This window comes from Sphingobacterium paludis (assembly GCF_004364125.1).
Taxonomy (GTDB): Bacteria; Bacteroidota; Bacteroidia; order Sphingobacteriales; family Sphingobacteriaceae; genus Sphingobacterium; species Sphingobacterium paludis.
In genome coordinates this window covers 1-12,907 of record NZ_SNZV01000010.1, presented here as the reverse complement: position 1 = coordinate 12,907, position 12,907 = coordinate 1, and the positions used below count along the sequence as shown (strand labels likewise).

The 12,907-nt window shown below is 43.9% G+C and carries 14 protein-coding genes; 9 read left to right on the top strand and 5 right to left on the bottom strand.

The window, feature by feature from the left end; genetic code table 11:
• Positions 1-64 precede the first annotated feature (64 nt).
• From B0I21_RS17385 to B0I21_RS17375, 3 genes are all read left to right on the top strand, one after another.
• Entirely contained in the window at positions 65-721 is a 657-nt protein-coding gene (locus tag B0I21_RS17385; protein WP_133641766.1) for a protein-L-isoaspartate(D-aspartate) O-methyltransferase, read from the top strand.
• A gap of 61 nt (positions 722-782) precedes the next feature.
• Entirely contained in the window at positions 783-2,600 is a 1,818-nt protein-coding gene (locus B0I21_RS17380) for a MutS-related protein (protein WP_133641765.1), read from the top strand.
• A gap of 12 nt (positions 2,601-2,612) precedes the next feature.
• Complete coding sequence (locus tag B0I21_RS17375) at positions 2,613-3,017, top strand: acyl-CoA thioesterase (RefSeq protein ID WP_133641764.1); 405 nt, start codon at positions 2,613-2,615, stop codon at positions 3,015-3,017.
• 14 nt (positions 3,018-3,031) lie between these two features.
• Here the strand turns inward: B0I21_RS17375 and B0I21_RS17370 are convergent, their stop codons facing one another.
• The 3 genes from B0I21_RS17370 to B0I21_RS17360 form a co-directional block, all read right to left on the bottom strand.
• On the bottom strand, positions 3,032-4,111 hold the full coding sequence (locus tag B0I21_RS17370) for an NADH:flavin oxidoreductase/NADH oxidase (RefSeq protein ID WP_133641763.1): 1,080 nt from the start codon (positions 4,109-4,111) through the stop codon (positions 3,032-3,034).
• Between the two features lie 24 nt (positions 4,112-4,135).
• Positions 4,136-4,513, bottom strand: a complete 378-nt coding sequence (locus B0I21_RS17365; protein WP_133641762.1) for a DUF779 domain-containing protein — start codon at positions 4,511-4,513, stop codon at positions 4,136-4,138.
• A 69-nt stretch (positions 4,514-4,582) separates the two neighbouring features.
• Positions 4,583-6,085 (bottom strand): aldehyde dehydrogenase family protein, encoded by a 1,503-nt coding sequence (locus tag B0I21_RS17360; RefSeq protein WP_133641761.1) that lies wholly within the window; start codon positions 6,083-6,085, stop codon positions 4,583-4,585.
• 171 nt (positions 6,086-6,256) lie between these two features.
• Between B0I21_RS17360 and B0I21_RS17355 the strand changes: the two genes are divergently transcribed.
• The gene (locus B0I21_RS17355; protein WP_243836213.1) at positions 6,257-7,165 is read left to right on the top strand and encodes a helix-turn-helix domain-containing protein; all 909 of its coding nucleotides are present in this window, start codon (positions 6,257-6,259) and stop codon (positions 7,163-7,165) included.
• 13 nt (positions 7,166-7,178) lie between these two features.
• On the opposite strand, the gene smpB is transcribed toward B0I21_RS17355, so the two are convergent.
• Positions 7,179-7,634 carry an SsrA-binding protein SmpB gene (gene smpB / locus B0I21_RS17350; RefSeq protein WP_133641760.1) on the bottom strand — a complete coding sequence of 152 codons (456 nt, stop codon included), beginning with the start codon at positions 7,632-7,634 and terminating at the stop codon, positions 7,179-7,181.
• Between the two features lie 354 nt (positions 7,635-7,988).
• Between smpB and spt the strand changes: the two genes are divergently transcribed.
• Genes spt through B0I21_RS17325 form a run of 5 tightly spaced genes read left to right on the top strand, consistent with a single transcriptional unit; the run spans position 7,989 to position 12,428 of the window.
• Complete coding sequence (spt, locus tag B0I21_RS17345; RefSeq protein WP_133641759.1) at positions 7,989-9,200, top strand: serine palmitoyltransferase; 1,212 nt, start codon at positions 7,989-7,991, stop codon at positions 9,198-9,200.
• Positions 9,193-10,323 (top strand): hypothetical protein, encoded by a 1,131-nt coding sequence (locus B0I21_RS17340; RefSeq protein WP_317130193.1) that lies wholly within the window; start codon positions 9,193-9,195, stop codon positions 10,321-10,323. Before spt ends, B0I21_RS17340 begins: the two co-directional genes overlap by 8 nt.
• A gap of 2 nt (positions 10,324-10,325) precedes the next feature.
• Entirely contained in the window at positions 10,326-11,312 is a 987-nt protein-coding gene (locus tag B0I21_RS17335) for an NAD-dependent epimerase/dehydratase family protein (RefSeq protein WP_243836211.1), read from the top strand.
• A gap of 17 nt (positions 11,313-11,329) precedes the next feature.
• Positions 11,330-12,034 (top strand): CDP-alcohol phosphatidyltransferase family protein, encoded by a 705-nt coding sequence (locus B0I21_RS17330; protein ID WP_133641757.1) that lies wholly within the window; start codon positions 11,330-11,332, stop codon positions 12,032-12,034.
• Positions 12,018-12,428: a GtrA family protein gene (locus B0I21_RS17325; RefSeq protein ID WP_133641756.1), complete on the top strand. Its 411-nt coding sequence runs from the start codon at positions 12,018-12,020 to the stop codon at positions 12,426-12,428. The genes B0I21_RS17330 and B0I21_RS17325 overlap by 17 nt, the downstream gene beginning before the upstream one ends.
• A 259-nt stretch (positions 12,429-12,687) precedes the next feature.
• Here B0I21_RS17325 and B0I21_RS20330 read toward each other — a convergent pair.
• On the bottom strand, positions 12,688-12,907 hold a 220-nt coding region (locus B0I21_RS20330; protein WP_208292382.1), incomplete at its 5' end, for a hypothetical protein.

Sequence of the window (12,907 nt, the reverse complement as noted above, 5' to 3'; positions counted from 1 at the left end):
GACCTTAAACATTTTGCAATTTAATGTCTCGAATGTGCCTTAACAATGGTATTTTTGAGGTCTAATGGCGTATAAGTTTGTAGATAATTACCGGGAAAAAGGCGCGCGAAAGCAGCTTGTGAACAACTTGGAAAAACGGGGGATAGCGGATAAGCGTGTCTTACAGGCCATCGGTAAAGTGCCTCGCCATTTTTTCTTTGATGAAACATTTTGGAATCAGGCATACCGTGACATCGCCTTTCCCATAGGCGATGGGCAAACGATATCGCAGCCCTATACCGTAGCCTATCAATCAGAATTACTCCATGTTAGCAAAGGCGACAAGGTGTTAGAAATCGGAACAGGATCGGGCTATCAAACCTGTATTTTGTTGGAACTGGGGGCGCAGGTTTTCACCATTGAGCGTCAAGAAAGTCTTTACCAGCGAACCATTCAGGTATTACCTTACATGGGGTATCAACCCCACTTTTTTCTGGGCGATGGTTCGAAAGGTATTCCAGAGCATGCCCCTTACGATAAAATTATTGTGACTGCGGGAGCGCCATTTGTTCCGGAGCTGATGTTGAAGCAACTCCGGTATGGAGGACTTCTGGTCATACCCGTGGGCGACGAGAAATCGCAGAAGATGGTCACGATCCTGCGTGTTGGCGAGAATGATTTTGAACGAATTGAACTTGATACCTTTCGCTTTGTGCCATTGGTGGGCGATCAAGCGTGGTGAGGACGATAATTAATTTACATATAAAAGCTCGGTACTGCCGAGCTTTTCCTATTTTTATCGCATGATATATCAGCAATACCAGGAGCATATTCAAAAGACTGGTGAAGAGATTCAACAAGTAAACAAACACATCAATCAAAATAGCTTTGCCCGCCTATTTGTTATCCTCGGCGGTGGAGCACTGCTGTTTTATAGTTTTCAACTGAACAGTATTCTCTTGGTACTGTTGTTAACAATCGGGATTATCTTGCTCTTTGCTTTTCTCATTGGTAGGCAAGCCAAGCTGGAGCGGAAGCGGGACGATATGATGTCTTTTTTGAAGATTAATGAAAACGAAATCCAGCTAAAAAATACCCGGCAGGGCGTATACGATAATGGCCAGACATTTGAAAACAATGAGCATCCGTACACGGCTGACCTGGATATCTTCGGCCCGTTTTCTTTGTTCGCTATGCTCAATAGAGCAGCAACAGCACTCGGTAAGTCAACGTTGGCCACTTGGCTGACGGCCGCTGGCAGCAAACCAGCTATTGAAGAACGTCAGCAGGCTGTGGCCGAATTGGAAGCAGACTTGGACTGGAGTCAACATTTTCAATCCAGGCTTGTTTTTAATCTGACGCAAAAAACCGAGGTTAAATCATTTCTGGCTCGATACTTTGAAGATTCGGGGCTGTCCTTTGGTACACCGCTTTTAAAGATTTATGTCACCATCGTCCCCTTTATCATGGTGGTGCTTGTTGCGCTCTCGGTATTTGTGTATCCCTTGTGGCCTTACGTGGGTGGCCTCGCACTCATCCATTTGCTGTGGACACTGGGTATGGCGGGCAAAGTAAGCCTGTTTTCCAGTAAAATTGATAAGGTCGGACATGTTTTAGCCGCCTATGCCGATGGGCTTGCACTCGTTGAAGGAAAACAATTCCAGACAGCACTTACAAAGCGCTTACAAAATCAGTTGCGCATGAATGATACGCAGCTTTCCACCGCTTTTAAACAACTATCGCGTCTTATCAATAATTTGGATGCCCGCAATAACATGCTGGTTGGAAGTCTGCTGAATATGTTTTTCCTGTGGGATTTTAAGTATGTCATGAAAATCGTCCATTGGAAAAGTCAATACGAAGCCAATATTTTGGTCGCTTTTGATGTGATTGCGGAATTTGAAGCGTTGAATTCGTTGGCGGTTTTGAAGCGAAACCATCCGGAATGGACGCTTCCACAGATTCTAGATAATCAGCCGGACGCGTCCTTGAGCACAACAGGTATAGCGCATCCATTAATTCCGGTGAACACATCTGTGCTGAATAATTACACAAATCAAGGGCATCACATTGCCTTGATTACGGGATCCAACATGGCCGGGAAAAGTACGTTTCTGCGCACGGTAGGAATTAATGCGGTATTGGCTTATGCCGGAGCGGTCTGTTGTGCTAGCTCCTTTCGCTTGCCTATTTACCATCTAATTTCTTACATGCGGATCAAAGATTCGCTTAACGAAAGCACCTCTACCTTTAAAGCAGAACTAAATCGAATGCGTTTTATCCTCCAAACTGTCGAAACAGATAAGCAGAGCTTTTTTCTTATTGACGAGATGTTGCGCGGTACAAATTCCGTGGATAAATATTTAGGATCCCGCGCCATCATTCAGAAGTTGATGCAGATGGAAGGGCGTGGGATGGTCGCAACGCACGATTTACAATTGGCTAGCCTCGAAGAGGAGCATCCTGGAAAAGTGCAAAATTATCACTTTGACATTCAGGTAGTAGGAGGAGAGATGCTATTCGATTACAAACTGAAAAACGGGCGATGTACAATTTTTAATGCATCGATGCTGTTGAAAGGCATCGGAATCGATGTCGAAAAAACAAAAGAAATTACCTAAAACCGATAAAGAATGACACTAGAGGAACGGATACAGCTTGCTGAAACACGTGTGTGCACGACTGTTTTCCCATTTTTGACCAACCATCACGATACCCTTTTCGGAGGAAAAGCTATGGCCATCATGGATGAAGTATCTTTTATGGCCGGAACGCGGTTTTGTCGCAAGCGCCTAGTCACTGTCTCAACGGATCGCATTGACTTCGAAAAAGCGATACCATCGGGCAGTATCATCGAAGCCGTGGCGAAGGTGGCGAGTGTAGGCCGCACCAGCCTTAAGGTAAAAGTGGAGATCTACCTGGAAAAGATGTATGAAGAAGGACGGGAATTAGCCATTCAAGGGATGTTCACTTTCGTCGCTTTAGATGATGATAAGAAGCCCATCCCCGTACTAGAAGGTTTGGATATCGAAGCATAGCATAAAGAGGGGAGTTAACCCCTCTTTATTGTTTCTTTTGCGCGAGCATATTGATCGGCCCAAGCTAGGTTTACATCCAGCTCTTGCGCCGCATGATAGGCCAAATGTGGATCGTCCAGAAAGGCGCGTGCTACCAGTATCAAATCAGCGTGTTGCTTTTGCAAGATCTCTTCGGCCTGAGCCCCGGAAGTGATGATGCCCACCGCAGCCGTAGTGAGACCAGTACCCTCTTTGATCGTTTGCGCGAACCCTACTTGGTAATTGGGGCCCACATCAATTTGCTGATGGCGCACTGCACCACCGGATGAGACGTCGATAACCTCTACACCTTTTTCTTTTAATATGTTGGTAAGGGCGACACTCTGTGCTACATCCCAGCCGCCATCAGCCCAATCGCTAGCCGAAATCCTGACCCATAGCGATTGGTCGGTAGTCACTTCTGCAACCACCTCGACGATCTCCAGCAAGAAGCGAATCCTGTTTTCAAAACTTCCGCCATATGCATCTGTTCGTTGGTTAACCAATGGCGATAAAAATTGGTGGATAAGATAGCCGTGCGCAGCATGAATCTCAATAATGTCATAGCCGGCTTTTACGGCACGCTCTGCTGCTTCACGAAAGCGTACGACAAGGTCGCGAATCTCGGTTATCGTGAGTGCTATCGGTGTGTGGTCTTTCTCGTGAAATGGAATTGCCGATGGCGCGACCGTTTGCCAGCCATATTCGCTGTCTGGCGCAAATTGTGCGCGACCCTGCCAAGGTTTATTGTCACTGCCCTTGCGTCCGGCATGCGCCAGTTGTATACCCGGAATGCTGCCTTGGGCCTTGATAAAGGCTGTGATCTGCCGATATTTTTCGATGTGGTCATCTTTCCAGATGCCCAGATCCCAAAAGGAAATCCGACCCTCCGGAACAACAGCCGTGGCCTCTTGTATCACGGCACCGGCCTTACCGATCGCAAACTGGCCCAGGTGCACCAAGTGCCAATCGTTAGCAAAACCATCGTGCCCGGAATATTGGCACATGGGAGATACCACAAGTCTGTTGGGGAGGGTAATCCGTGGAAGAGAAAATTCGTTAAATAGTATTGCCATATAATTGTTTTTCGTAAATAGTCTTTATTCGCTTCGCGATACAGGTTCGAGATCAGCAAGTTCGTCCTCGCTGAATAAGCGGTAATGCACCTTAAAGGTTTTCCCTAAAGGTGTCTCCAAAGAAAAGCCCCCTGGGCCAAAGCCATCGAGTACATCCAATGTAAAATGAGCGTGCTTCCAGTATTCAAAAAGGTCACGATCCACCCAAAACGGGAAGCCTTCCGCATAGCCGATCAGCGCATCGTTCATGCGTGGATAGTATCCTCCCATTTCAAAGCACTGCGGCTGTGTACCTTCACAGCATCCGCCGGCTTGGTAAAACATTAAATCGCCATGTTTCTCGACCAATTCTTTTATAAGTTCTTTGGCCTTATCTGTTACATCTAATCTACGTATTGCCATAGCTGTCTTTCATTAATACAAATGGGATTACTCTCATAACCCCATTTGCACCGTTTATGTTTATGTTCTTTAGAAAAATCCGAGTTTCTCTTTGTTGTATGAGATCAACATATTTTTTGTTTGACGATAATGATCCAACATCATCTTGTGATTTTCTCTACCAATACCGGACTGCTTGTAGCCACCGAATGGTGCTCCAGCCGGGTAGGAGTGGTATTGATTCACCCACACTCGTCCTGCTTGAATGGCACGCGGCACCTGATACAGCTGATGTGCATCTCTTGTCCACACCCCGGCGCCAAGTCCATAGATCGTGTCATTAGCGATTTTTATTGCCTCTTGCTCATCTTTAAACGTCGTGACGGCAAGCACCGGTCCAAATATTTCTTCTTGAAAGATGCGCATTTTATTGTTTCCTTTAAATAGGGTAGGCTTGATATAATACCCCTCTTCAAAACCCTCGCCGATAATGTTCTCATCGCCCCCTGTCAAAACTTCAGCACCCTCTTCCTTTCCTAATTTGATGTAAGACATAATCTTATCTTTTTGAATTTTGGAGGCTTGTGCACCCATCATGGTATTTGGGTCTAATGGGTCACCGACTTGGATTTGGTTAACACGGTCTATTACTTTTGCAATAAAACGATCGTAGATGTCTTCTTGAATCAGCAGCCGCGATGGGCAGGTACAAATTTCACCTTGGTTGAGCGCGAAAAGAACAGCACCCTCGATAGCTTTATCCAAAAAGGCATCGTCATGGTCCATAACGGAGCTGAAAAATATGTTGGGAGATTTACCGCCCAGTTCCAAAGTCACGGGAATAATATTTTCCGTAGCATATTGCATGACCATCCTACCGGTAGCTGTAGAGCCCGTAAAGGCGGCCTTCGCAACTTTTGGATTGGTCACCAGCGTTCTGCCCAGCTCGGATCCGAAACCATTCACAATATTAACAACGCCCTCCGGTATAAGATCGCCGATAATTTCCATCAACACCATAATGGATGTGGGGGTACTTTCCGCAGGTTTTAGCACTACGCAGTTTCCAGCAGCTAGCGCTGGCGCTAATTTCCATACGGCCATTAATATCGGGAAGTTCCACGGGATAATCTGTGCAACCACCCCCAACGGCTCGTTGACGATGATAGAAACGGTATCTTTGTCTAACTCATTTATGGAACCCTCTTCAGCACGAATGACACTGGCAAAATACCTGAAGTGATCAATAGCCAGTGGAATGTCTGCATTTAGGGTCTCGCGTACTGCTTTGCCATTGTCTATCGTTTCCACAGCAGCGATGTATTCCAAATTTTCCTCGATGCGGTCTGCAATTTTGTTGAGCATGATGCTGCGTTCCGTTGCGGATGTCTCCCGGAAACTCGCAAACGCTTTATTTGCTGTGTCAACCGCCAGTTCGATATCTTCTTTCGTAGAATGGGCTACTTGCGTAAATACTTTCCCATCTAAGGGCGAGATATTGTCAAAATATTTTCCCAATGCGGGCGCTACAAATTTCCCGCCGATGTAATTGTCATAACGCTCTTTGAACGTTGGTTTTTTAATTGCACTCATGATACTTAATTTTTAAAGTGGTTTTGTTAGCAAAACAAATATATCCTTCCCCATGTTGTAACAGTAGCATTATCTGCTCAAATAATAGCATTATACAGACAGTATGGATTTGCAGATGGTCTTGAAATCGCTAAATTTGATTGTAAACCGTAAACAGTGAAAGGTCGTAACATGTCTAAAAACCATTCGTTAAAAATGCTTCCCTTGTCCCGTAGCGAGGAGTTAACAACCTTGGTAGAAAACCGTCGAGCCTACACATTGCCGCATTATGAACTTAATGTGTTCGAAACATACGAAGCGAGTGCGCTGGTGCCACTGGAATTCGATGACTTGGTGATCATCAATATGATCGAAGGAAAGAAGGTAATGCATCTGCAGGAAAAGGTATCATTTGATTACTTTCCTGGCGAAACCCTTTTGCTTCCTGCGTACACCAAAATGCAGATTGACTTTCCCGATGCTCGACTGGAGGCGCCTACACAATGCACCGCCATCACCGTTGATGGCGCGAAAATTAAGGAGGTCGTCAACTACCTCAATGAGTTTTATCCAAAGGATGGTAAAGCTAGCAACTGGCGCTTCCAACTGGATAAATTCCATTTTTCAAATAGCGAGGAGCTGGCGCGATTGACGAACAAACTTTTTCAGGTAAGCCTAAGTGGTGATTTGCATAAAGAGGCTATTGCCGACCTTGTCTTGAAGGAGCTTATGATTCGTATTATGCAGATGCAGGGTCTACTCGTTTTGGAGGAAACTACGGTTGGTCAGGATGATTCCGCTTTCTACGGGGTGAAGCAGTATATTCTCGAAAACCTCACCGAGAAGCTTTCCGTTGATAAAATATCGGCGAAGGTTGGGATGAGTAAAAGTGCGCTGTCTAGGTTTTTCAGAAACGAATTGGGCGTAAGCCCTATGGAATTTGTTATCCGCATGCGCATTCAATACGCAAAGAAATTGTTAAAGGAAGTTAATAGTGTGAAAGAAGCCTGTTTTGGTGCTGGATTCTCTGATGTCAACTATTTTATCCGGCTTTTCAAACAACGGGAAGGGGTAACGCCGGGGCAATACATGCAGCCATAATTGCAGCATAGCATTAATATTTCATCACCCGATCAAGCTCCCGTTTGCTTTCTCTTTCCTTGATCGTTTCGCGCTTGTCAAAATCTTTCTTTCCTTGTGCTAAAGCAATCTCCACTTTTGCAAATCCGCGTTCACTAATGAAAATTCGCAGCGGAACAATGGTGAAACCCTTTTCTTCCCCTTTCTCCTTCAGCTTCTTTAGCTCGCGTTTGGTCAGTAATAATTGCCGGTCTCTCTTTGCCTCGTGGTTATAAAATGAACCAAATGAATATTCTGCAATATGCATATTGCGGATATACAAGCCATCGTCAAGGAAACTGCAAAAGCTATCGTTGATATTGGCTTTGGCCTCCCGAATAGATTTGATTTCAGTACCCAGCAAGCGAATACCCGCAGTATACCTATCCAATAAATGATACTCAAAAGAAGCGCGTTTGTTTTTAATATTAATATTTCCTGATATGCCCATTTTATCCTTGCAAACAGCAAAAATAGTGAAATTAAGCTTCGGTCGAAATTTTAATTGCAAACTGTTGTTAATCTCTTAACAATAATTTAATTTTATGATATTCATATGGTTTTTAGATGTGGTTAAGTCAATCGAGTTTCGTATGTTTGCAGCGGTTTTTTTTAGGCTGAATGTATACAATATTTATTTTTAATCGCTAATCCAGATAATCTTATGGACAGTTGGCATCATTAAAAATTTTAAATTGTATATTTTTGTTTATAATTATATTTTTGACGATTAATACGTGAAAGTCAAAAGTTAAGTCAGCTTTCATTAATGAAATTATATCACAATAAATAGAATACCTACAGCATGAGCAAGGGAAAGTTAAGTGAAAGAACATCGAAGTTCCTACAAAGTGAACTGGAGCCCATCAAGTCTAATAATCTATATGCTTATTTTAGACCCATTCAGTCTAAACAGGATACCGAGGTTATCATAGATGGGAAACGCGTGTTGATGTTCGGCTCAAACTCGTATTTAGGACTAACAACAGATGTTCGAATCATCGAAGCTGCACAACAAGCCCTCGCGAAGTATGGCACAGGTTGCGCCGGCTCTCGGTTTTTGAATGGTACGCTTGATATTCATGTTGAACTCGAAGAGCGACTAGCTAGCTATGTAGGTAAAGAAGCTGCGATCCTTTTTAGTACGGGTTTTCAATCGAATTTAGGTCCGCTATCCTGTCTGACAGGTCGCAATGACTATATCCTTTTGGATGAGCGTAATCACGCATCCATAATAGACGGAAGCCGATTGTCCTTTTCCAAAGTGATCAAGTATGCACACAATGATATGGAAGATTTGCGTGCAAAAATAGCAAGATTACCAGAAGATAGCTTGAAGTTGATAGCAACGGATGGGATATTCAGTATGGAAGGTGATATCGTAAATCTTCCGGCGATGGTGGCTATTGCGGAAGAATATGATGCTGCAATTTTATGTGATGATGCACACAGCTTAGGTGTCATCGGAGATAGAGGTGCAGGTACGTCCTCACACTTCGGTCTTACGGATAATGTAGACTTAATCATGGGGACATTTAGTAAGTCTCTTGCCTCTTTAGGCGGTTTCGTCGCAGCAGATGCACAAACCATAGAGTATTTAAAACACCGTGCGCGTTCGCTTATGTTCAGCGCGAGTATGACACCGGCTTCTGTAGCTTCTACGTTAAAAGCATTAGAAATTATCCAGACAGAGCCGGAGCATATCGAACGTTTGTGGGCGAACACCAACTACGCTAAAAAGTTGTTGTTGGACAATGGATTCGATTTGGGGTCTACAGAAAGTCCGATTCTTCCAATTTTTGTACGCAATAACGATAAGACATATTATGTTACGAAGATGCTTCAAGATAGCGGTGTTTTCGTAAACCCGGTGGTAGCACCTGCAGTTCCAGCCGAGGAATCGTTGATCAGGTTCTCCTTGATGGCAACACATACATTCGATCAGATTGATGAAGCTGTGGACAAAATGGCCAAAGTTTTCAAAACGGTGGAAGTCGAATCTTTTATGAATGAGTAACATGGTCACGATTGTTCCTGTTGAAACCAAAAAGCAACTTGCTGCTTTTATTGATCTGCCGCATGATCTCTATGCACATGATCCGAATTATGTGCCAGAGCTGTTTCTTGGGCAGCAGGATCTACTGACGCCTACCAAGCACCCTTTTTATAAGCACTCATCTGCGCAAGCATTTCTGGCCTATAAGCAAGATCGTCTTGTAGGACGTATATTGGCCATTTGGAATGCAAATCATAATGCGTTCAACAACGTCTCCGAAGGCCAGTTTGGCTTTTTTGAAAGTGTAAACGACCAAGAGGTCGCTGATAAACTTTTGAATACGGCGACAGCTTGGGTAAAAGAAAGAGGTGGAAACAACATTGTTGGGCCAATTAATTTGACAACAAATGATACTTGCGGCCTGCTTGTTGATGGTTTTGATCGGCCGCCGATGGCCATGATGCCCTACAACCCGCCCTATTACATCGACCTCATAAAAAACGCAGGATTCAACAATAAGGTGGATTTACGCGCTTATTTGGTAACGACGGAAACAGCTAGCCGGCGTTCGGTCATGCTGTTGGATCGGTTGGAAGAGCGCTTGAGGCGGTCTGGCATTACACTACGGCAAATCAATCTAAAAGATTTCGATAACGAAGCAAAAAAGATAAAAGCAATTTACAACAAAGCTTGGGACAAAAACTTAGGTTTCGTTCCGATGACGGACGAAGAGTTTCATCATACCGCGAAAGACCTGAAAATGATTGTCGATCCAAAGTATTGTATCGTGGCGGAGAAAAATGGAGAATTGGTTGGTTTTTCGCTAGGCGTGCCCAATGTCAATGAAGTCTTAATTAAAATTAAACGCGGAAGATTATTGCCTTTTGGTATTTTTAAACTGCTTTTTGGTTTGAAAAAGATTAAGACCGTTCGCGTGTTAATGTTGGGTGTGCTGGAGAATTATCGGAAGCTCGGTATTGAAGCTTGTTTGTACGGACGAATTATAAAGAACGCTATTCCATCTGGCATAGTTGCCGCGGAATGTTCGTGGATGCTAGATCATAATTATATGATGAACCATGCGATAGAACAGATTAACGCTGATCTTTATAAGCGTTATCGTCTGTACGATAAAGCCGTATGAAAATGAAACTTTTAGTAACAGGAGCAAGTGGTTTTGTTGGCTCTCACCTCGTAGAGCTCGCTAGCAAAGAGGGGTATGAAGTGCACGCTGCTGTTAGAAAATCAAGTGATATCTCTTCTATAAAACCCTACGTATATAAATTTCATGACATCGATTTAGCGCCTGACAAACTAAGCAGCTTTTTTGAAACCGAACGCTACGACTACGTTATTCATGCAGCCGCGATGACAAAAGCAAAATCGGAATCGCACATCATGGCTGCCAACGTCGCGCTTACAGAACGCTTGCTGGGTGCCGCATTCGGATGTAGCGTCCCTCCACAGCGCTTTGTGTTTGTGAGCAGCTTGGCCGCGATAGGTCCCGTTGGCTATAATGACGAGGATATAACTGACGATGCCGATTACAGACCTGTGACGCTTTATGGCCGCAGTAAGCGAGCCGCCGAAGAAATGATCAAACAGAAGTTTACGGATAAGCCAATCTCGATCATCAGACCTACCGCTGTATACGGCCCTCGGGAAAAAGACTTGTTTATCCTTTTTGATACGATGAATAAAGGACTTGACGCTTACATTGGTCGTGCACCTCAGAAACTATCATTCGTATATGTGAAAGACCTTATTCAGGTTTTGTTGAATGCGTGTACGGCTCCACAGCCTGTTTCAGCATCTTTCAACATCACCGATGGTCATGTCTATTCTCGCTACGCGATGGCTGAAATTTTCAAACAAACGTTTACCAAAAAGCTGGTTCGACTGCATGTGCCATACGCACTTGTAAAACGTGCTGCCCAATTGTCTGCATGGATATTTCGAAATTCAACAAAAACCCCGGTGATCTATCCCGAAAGGCTAGGCGAGCTTACCGCACAAAATTGGAGCTGTGATATCTCCAAAGCAAAGCATATTTTACATTATCAACCAAAATACGATTTGGCCGAAGGACTGCGAGAAAGTTTACTTTGGTACAAAGATAATAAGTGGTTTTAAACAAAGTCCCCATCCCCATGAGTCAAGAGATTAATAAAAAACTTTTTGAAGATCGAAAAAGAACAAATGTACTGAGTGTCCCCGAGCAGAAATTTATTTCCTACCTCGTGCCTCGTATTCCAAAATGGGTGTCTTCAGATGGTTTGACGGCGATAGGTTTTGTAGGTTCCGTAATGATTTTAGGAAGCTTCCTTTTGGCAGAATATGTGGCAAGACCGCTATTGCTATTGGGAATTGTTGGGTTTTTCGTGCAATGGTATGGCGATTCATTAGACGGACGCATTGCATTCTATAGAAATAAATCACGCAAGTGGTACGGTTTCGCTTTAGATATCGTGATGGATTGGATCAGTACCGTGATGATCGGTTTGGGGTACGTTTTTTATGCCCCTGATGATTTTAAATACTCAGGCTTCGCATTGGTCTCCCTATACGGTTGGGCCATGATTATCTCGCAGCTCCGGTACCGTATTACCGATAAATATACCATTGATGCAGGCCTTATGGGGCCTACAGAGATTCGGGTTGTCCTCTGTGCGGTACTACTGGCAGAAGTGGTTTTTCCAGGCAGCATTAACTACCTCGTTATAGGTATTTGTGCTATACTCTTTGTCATCAATTGCGTGGATACCAAAAATTTACTTCACCTCGGTGACTTGAAAGATTGGGAGGAAAAAGCGAAGAAGAACGAAAAAACACCTGCCCATGAATCCGAAGTATAACTATCCGAAACGTGATTTTATACTTTCTTTCGGTAAAGCACAAGTGTCAGCCTTCTTAGGTGGTCTTGCTGATTTTGCCATTTATACTTTTTGCTTGCAGGTTTTAGGTTTTTCCGCCCACGGCTCTAATATCGTTAGCGGCTCGTTAGGCGCTGTCGTCAATTTTCTTCTCAACAGATATTGGGCTTTTGAAAGCAAAACAGTGCCTTTAGGCAACCAGTTATGGAAATTTATCCTGGTCGTAGTAGGCAGTATTACACTCAAATCTTCCGGCATCTATCTTTTGGTCGATCATTTTTACCTGAACCCTTTTTATTCTAAGCTTATCTTGGAATTGGTGGTGTCGCTGGGCTTTAATTTTACCATGCAGAAGTATTGGGTTTTTAGAAAATAGTTCCCATCATGGCATAAGCTAATAAAGGCTCCATTTTTTATGCCATGCTGAAAAGACGGGAGTATGCTTTCTTTTGTTTCTAATCAAGCGGAGATTGCGGCGATTGTTGTTCGACTGTTGCCGCTCAAGCGTCCTTTATGAGTGTGTGGCGCTGGAGAAAAGTTAAAGCTGCCTGATGATGGCGCGTTTTTCACATTGATTTTATGCTTGCCATTATTTTCTGTCCCACAAAAAAATCCGAAAAGACGACAATAATTGGTTAGGTCTTTTCGTTATTCTTATCCGAGCAAAGGTAAAGCTTTTGGTTTTTGAAAAATATCCCACAGATCCCCAGTGTCTTGCGGTGTTTTGGTAGGAAATAAGCGGGGATTGTTTGCGGGGATCGTGCCAAAGTTCTATCTTTGCACCACTCCGCAAGGGAGGGACGATTGAAAAGCGAACACGTGGAGATGGAAAAGCCTGTATACAAGGGGCGTTCC

Excerpts from the sequence above, each read along its gene's own strand:
- B0I21_RS17335 (WP_243836211.1), top strand. The coding sequence starts at position 10,326 with ATGAAACTTTTAGTAACAGGAGCAAGTGGTTTTGTTGGCTCTCACCTC.
- B0I21_RS17375 (WP_133641764.1), top strand. The coding sequence starts at position 2,613 with ATGACACTAGAGGAACGGATACAGCTTGCTGAAACACGTGTGTGCACG.
- B0I21_RS17340 (WP_317130193.1), top strand. The coding sequence starts at position 9,193 with ATGAGTAACATGGTCACGATTGTTCCTGTTGAAACCAAAAAGCAACTT.
- B0I21_RS17325 (WP_133641756.1), top strand. The coding sequence starts at position 12,018 with ATGAATCCGAAGTATAACTATCCGAAACGTGATTTTATACTTTCTTTC.
- B0I21_RS17385 (WP_133641766.1), top strand. The coding sequence starts at position 65 with ATGGCGTATAAGTTTGTAGATAATTACCGGGAAAAAGGCGCGCGAAAG.
- B0I21_RS17360 (WP_133641761.1), bottom strand. The coding sequence starts at position 6,085 with ATGAGTGCAATTAAAAAACCAACGTTCAAAGAGCGTTATGACAATTAC.
- B0I21_RS17330 (WP_133641757.1), top strand. The coding sequence starts at position 11,330 with ATGAGTCAAGAGATTAATAAAAAACTTTTTGAAGATCGAAAAAGAACA.
- smpB (WP_133641760.1), bottom strand. The coding sequence starts at position 7,634 with ATGGGCATATCAGGAAATATTAATATTAAAAACAAACGCGCTTCTTTT.
- spt (WP_133641759.1), top strand. The coding sequence starts at position 7,989 with ATGAGCAAGGGAAAGTTAAGTGAAAGAACATCGAAGTTCCTACAAAGT.
- B0I21_RS17355 (WP_243836213.1), top strand. The coding sequence starts at position 6,257 with ATGTCTAAAAACCATTCGTTAAAAATGCTTCCCTTGTCCCGTAGCGAG.
- B0I21_RS17380 (WP_133641765.1), top strand. The coding sequence starts at position 783 with ATGATATATCAGCAATACCAGGAGCATATTCAAAAGACTGGTGAAGAG.
- B0I21_RS17365 (WP_133641762.1), bottom strand. The coding sequence starts at position 4,513 with ATGGCAATACGTAGATTAGATGTAACAGATAAGGCCAAAGAACTTATA.
- B0I21_RS17370 (WP_133641763.1), bottom strand. The coding sequence starts at position 4,111 with ATGGCAATACTATTTAACGAATTTTCTCTTCCACGGATTACCCTCCCC.